Source organism: uncultured Methylobacterium sp. (assembly GCF_964242245.1).
Taxonomy (GTDB): Bacteria; Pseudomonadota; Alphaproteobacteria; order Rhizobiales; family Beijerinckiaceae; genus Methylobacterium.
In genome coordinates this window covers 4,470-9,340 of the sequence record NZ_CAXTBY010000132.1, presented here as the reverse complement: position 1 = coordinate 9,340, position 4,871 = coordinate 4,470, and the positions used below count along the sequence as shown (strand labels likewise).

Here is a 4,871-nt window from a genome sequence, read left to right as displayed (position 1 = left end):
TGCGGGCGCGCTCGATCCAGGACGGCGCGTCGAAGACCGCGTGCCCGAGTTCGTGAAGGGCGGTCGAACGCGCAAGGTCGTCGCGGTCGCCGATCTCGTGGGCGTTGACGTAGATCATCACTGCGTCCGGCACGGACGGGTCGTGTTCGGTGGCGCCGAGCACCGGGCACCCCGCCTCGTCGGCGACCGCCTGGCCACATTCCCAGTGGGTGTCGAAGGTGAGGCCGTTCACAGCGAGGCGACCGGCGCGGGCGATCAGCTGCGCGATCTCGACCTTCGGCCGGCGCGGGTTCGCGCAGATTCGGGTTCGTGCATCCTCGCCGACGCGCCAGACCTCCACCGTCCGGAGCCGGCGCGGCTCCCGGGACGGCAGGTGATGAGGGTAGTGCAGAACAACGCAACGCATGGCTGGGCTTACCGCGACTGGCGTCTGTAGGCAGCGATCACGTCGCCGACACGGCCCTGGAGGTCGGGCGGAAGGCGCTGCGCCGCCGCGAAGGCCTCGTCGACCGGCATGCGGATCGCGCAGGCAATCCTGCCGATCAGCTCGTCGCGAGGCGGGTTCTCGCGGTCCCGCTCGATCCGCGACAGGTAGGCGATCGAGATCCCGATCTCGACCGAGACCTCGGACAGCGTCCGCCCGAGCTCCTCCCGCCTGTCCCGCACCGCCGTCCCGAACGCCATGTCGCCCTCCTGCATCGCCTTACGCGAACCGTTAAACCCGAAGATGCGGACCTGCCAATCGGGTTTATGTTCCTTTTATGTTCTCACTGTGCATCGCGAGAGTCGAGTCGATTTTCCACGGGATCACGCCGCCTGTGGATGACTTCGCCATCCCGCACGTTTGCGCAGCCGCAACATCATGCGCGCAGGAGCCCCGGACGGCCTGTTCGGCGGAGAGCGTTCGCACCAGCCTCATCGCGACCGAACGCGATCACGAACGCCGATGCGATGCCGATCGACTACAAGACCCGAACCACCATCCCGCGAGGCCGCGAGCGCCTGGACGAGGTCGCCGCGATCCTGCTCGCGGGCATCGTCCGGATGACGGCAGCCGAGCGGGGCGGAGGACGATCCGACAGGGAATGCAATGACTTGGGAGAGAGTTTGCTCGACTTCCCCGCCCACCCGAGCATGTGTCCGACCTGCCCGGAAAAGCAGGGAGAACCGATGTGACCACCCATGTTCCGATCAACCCGGTCGTGAAGCAGATCGCCGAGCTGCAAAACAAGAGCTTCGCCGAGTTGAAGGCGCTGTGGAAGGAGCTCTACGGCAAGCCGCCGCCAGCCTACCGGCGCGGGTTCCTGACTCGAGCGCTCGCCTACAGGATCCAGGAACTGGTCTACGGCGGTCTGCCGCCCGCCTACCAGGCCCGGCTCGACGCCCTGATCGACGACCGACCGGACCCGGCCAGGACGAAGAGGCCGCATTCCCTCGGCGCCGACCGGCCGGTGGTGGGGACGCGGCTGATCCGCGAGTGGCGCGGGGTCGAGCACGTCGTAACGGTGAACCGGAAGCGCACGGGTCAGGCGAGCGCCGTCATCTTCCTCCTCGTCCCACAGGTCTCGCTCCGGAAGCGTTTAGACGTCGGGCGGACCGGCGATACCTGGGCCGCCCGCGTGCCCTCACTCATCGCCCGGAACTGGACGCTGTCGTGACCTCGAAGCGGGAGACGGTGCTCGCGGCGGTGCGCACGCTGATCGCCGGCGCGCTGCCCGCGGCCGAGGTGAAGCGCAACCTGGCCAAGGCCGAACGCATCCCGCCCGGCGGGCTCGCGGTCGTCCGCGACGGCGACCCGGGCGAGCCCGAGACGACGCTCTCGCCGCTGACCTACCACTTCGAGCACCGCATCGCGGTCGAGATCGCCGCGAGCGAGGCTGCGGGCACGCCGCGAGAGCAGGCGCTCGACGCCATGCTGCGCGCGATCGGCACCGCGGTCGCGGCTAATCGTACGCTCGGCGGCCTGTGCGACTGGCTCGACGCCGAGGCGCCCTCGACCGACGACGCCGAGGCGACCGGCAGCCTGCCGGTCCGCTTCGCTCTTCTCACGATCGTGGCGTCCTACGCGACGACCGATCCCCTGAACTGACCCGCAAACACCGGAGAGCATCATGGCACGCGCACGCGGCGCCAACGCCGTCATGGCCGCGGCCTTCGAGAGCACCTACGGCACGCCACCCCGGGCACGCTCATGTCGGCGGGTGCATCACCATCCGCCGAGCCCGCCGAAGCGCCAAACGCATTCTCCACGGCAACGAGCGCACATGATGGAGATGTGCCGGCGGGATCGATCTGCGTCTTTGCGGAAAGTGAAGAGGCGGGCAACGATCAAACGCCTCCTCGGCACGGTGAAGTGGTAAGGCAGCCGGCGAGCAGGTTGCAGGACGGACAGCCACGACGGCGGCGTGGCAGACCACCGAAGGTACGGTAGAGATTGACCCTTTGCGGAATTTGGAAACGTCTGCTTCCGGGCAGTTCAGTTCAGCGGCCCGAATGACCGGGGCTGGCCGGTAGCGGATGGCCCGCTTCCGAGCATGACATCTGATGGAATCGAAACTCTACATCGGGACGAAGTGGCCTGCCCCGCGAGCGGCGCGATCAATGCTGCGGCAATACTCGAAGTCTGCGGTATCCGGTACTACGAAGCGCTCGACGAGGGCCGCGGCGAGATGCGGTGCCATCTGCGGATCGCGATGACTTGTGCAGAGGGCTTCGGAGAGGCGGCGCGCCTCACCCTCGCCGATGTCCGGCGAGGCGACAAGGACAGGCATCGGCGAGGAGGCCGTCGCCGCGATCGTCCGCGTTGCACGGGTGGCCGGATGGTCCCCGGCCTTCAGGAGATCGTGACAGAAGCTGTCGACCGGCGCGACGTCGACGCGACCGTCCACCACCGCCTTGAGCGCGCCAAGCGGGTTGACGAGCCCTTCGACGGAACGCGCGTACAGGGGAGCGTCAGGCGTGCTGCCCAGTCCGATCAGGTGATGGCGCAGCATGTTGAAGCCCGATTGCGAGTCCGCAATCGTCCAGCCCAGCGTGCCGCCAAACGTATCCTCTATCGACATGTACGTGCTGTCGGCTCGGACCACGAGATCAGACCAATATTGGGGCCGCCCGCGGTAACGGGGTGGACTGGGGATCGGTGTTCCCAGGAGGTACGGTCGCGGATGCGCTTCGATGAACGGCCACCCGCACATCACGGCGCAGCCGATCCTCGGTCGTGACCATAGCCCGGCAAGCGACGCGGGCGGAGGATGATCGAGCGCCGCGAGGGGGAGACCGGTACTCGCGGCGAGCCACTTGAAGATGGCATCCCAGGCGATCGCCGCCTGGGGCGTGATGGCGTACATGCGTGCGTTGGTAGCCAGCGGAAGCGTCATCCGGTGCATTGCCCGATCGATCAACGGTCCGCGAGCGGAAAGGACCAGGGGGATGCCTCACCCGCGTCCCGGCCGCGCGGGTCCCAGTCGGGCAGGGACGCCCAGATCGCCTCGCCCGCGGACTGCGCTTCGGCGGCGAGGGCGGCCATGTCGATCCCTGGGATTACCCCCCCGACCATGCGCGTCACGCCATCGATGATGACGGTGTCGATGTCGTCGCCGATGCCGCATTCCACGAGGCTCTTGATCGGATCGCGGATCGGGCCGAAGCGCAGGGAGTTCCGTCCCGCCATATCGATGACGACGATGTCCGCGCGCGTGCCGGGCGCCAGACGTCCGAGGTCGTCGCGCCCGAGTGAGCGGGCGCCGCCCAGCGTGGCGGCCTCGAAGACCTCGCCGGCGGGCGCCTTGAAGTAGTCGTGGCCGACGATCTTGCCCATCAGCGATGCGGTGCGCATGTTCATCACCATATCGCGGGGATAGGTGTCGGACCCGATCGCGATGTTCACCCCGGCCTTCCGATAGCCGTGCCAATCCCGCAACGTCCGACCGCGCCGGGCGATGTTGATCGGGCAATGCGAGATCGAGCAGCCCGCATGCCCCATGAGGGCGAGGTCCTGCGCGCCCGAGTAATTCAGGTTGGGGTCGTCGGCGATGAAGTTGCCGTGGCCGATGTTGAGCGTCGGGCGGAGCATGCCGATGCCGGCGAGCAGCTCGATCGGCGTCTTCTGATGTTCGCGCACGACGTCGTGGAATTCCAGCACGCTGTAGGCGGCGTGTGTCGCCATGGGGACACCGAGTTCGTCGGCATAGGCCAGTGTCTGGGCGAGGAGCTCGACCGTCGCGGTTTCGACCTCGCGCGGCACCAGGATGCCGCGGACGCGGCCGCCGCAGGCGCCGTCGTGCTCTCGGATGAAGGCCACGGCTTCCTCGAGCCCGCGCAGGCCGCCCTCCGGGTCGAAGATCCGCTTCAGACGGCCCTCCTGATCGCCGACCCAGCGGCCGCAATCGTAGCCGGGTCCGAGGTAGGCCCGGGTGCCGAGACGATCGACCTCGCGCAGGAGCGCGCGCTGCACGCCGATCCCGCTCCCGAACTCGACGAACGTGGTCACGCCGTTGCGCAGCAACTCCGCGACGGTGAAGGTGGCGTTCAGCTCGAGGGCCGCGGCCACCGCGGCGTCGCCGGGCTTGAGATAGCGCGGGTCGCCGGAGACCACCCGCCCCTCCTTCGGCACGCTGATCTCGAGGAAGGGCTGGCCGAAATACAGTGGCCTGCCCGCATCGCTGATCAGCCTGTGCGAGGCGCGGTGGCCCGAATGGACGTGGGTATCGATGAACCCCGGGGCGACCAGCTTGTCGGAGGCGTCGATGACGCTGTCGACCGCACCTTCGAACGCGCGGCCGACGAAGACGACTTCGGCTCCCTCGTAGACCACGACGCCGTTCGGGATCAGGGTATGGCCGCGCCCGTCGTGGCCGACGACCCAGCGACCC

General features: G+C 68.2%; 6 protein-coding genes and 1 pseudogene. 3 read left to right on the top strand and 4 right to left on the bottom strand.

The window, feature by feature from the left end:
• Window positions 1–406: pseudogene (locus ACFE8Y_RS19030) on the bottom strand (hypothetical protein); the annotation flags it as partial.
• Window positions 407–414: 8 nt separating this feature from the next.
• Entirely contained in the window at window positions 415–684 is a 270-nt protein-coding gene (locus ACFE8Y_RS19025) for a helix-turn-helix domain-containing protein (protein ID WP_375465945.1), read from the bottom strand.
• Window positions 685–951: 267 nt separating this feature from the next.
• Between ACFE8Y_RS19025 and ACFE8Y_RS19020 the strand changes: the two genes are divergently transcribed.
• Genes ACFE8Y_RS19020 through ACFE8Y_RS19010 form a run of 3 tightly spaced genes read left to right on the top strand, consistent with a single transcriptional unit; the run spans window position 952 to window position 2,089 of the window.
• Window positions 952–1,176, top strand: a complete 225-nt coding sequence (locus ACFE8Y_RS19020; protein WP_375465944.1) for a hypothetical protein — start codon at window positions 952–954, stop codon at window positions 1,174–1,176.
• Window positions 1,173–1,658: a DUF2924 domain-containing protein gene (locus ACFE8Y_RS19015; RefSeq protein WP_375465943.1), complete on the top strand. Its 486-nt coding sequence runs from the start codon at window positions 1,173–1,175 to the stop codon at window positions 1,656–1,658. The genes ACFE8Y_RS19020 and ACFE8Y_RS19015 overlap by 4 nt, the downstream gene beginning before the upstream one ends.
• A complete protein-coding gene (locus ACFE8Y_RS19010) occupies window positions 1,655–2,089 on the top strand; it encodes a hypothetical protein (protein ID WP_375465942.1) in 435 nt (144 codons plus the stop codon). The genes ACFE8Y_RS19015 and ACFE8Y_RS19010 overlap by 4 nt, the downstream gene beginning before the upstream one ends.
• 469 nt (window positions 2,090–2,558) lie before the next feature.
• Here ACFE8Y_RS19010 and ACFE8Y_RS19005 read toward each other — a convergent pair whose 3' ends face one another.
• Together ACFE8Y_RS19005 and ACFE8Y_RS19000 are read right to left on the bottom strand one after the other, a co-directional pair.
• The gene (locus ACFE8Y_RS19005) at window positions 2,559–3,377 is read right to left on the bottom strand and encodes a phosphate/phosphite/phosphonate ABC transporter substrate-binding protein (RefSeq protein WP_375465941.1); all 819 of its coding nucleotides are present in this window, start codon (window positions 3,375–3,377) and stop codon (window positions 2,559–2,561) included.
• Window positions 3,378–3,397: 20 nt separating this feature from the next.
• The coding region (locus ACFE8Y_RS19000; RefSeq protein WP_375465940.1) for a chlorohydrolase family protein at window positions 3,398–4,871 on the bottom strand (1,474 nt) is incomplete at its 5' end.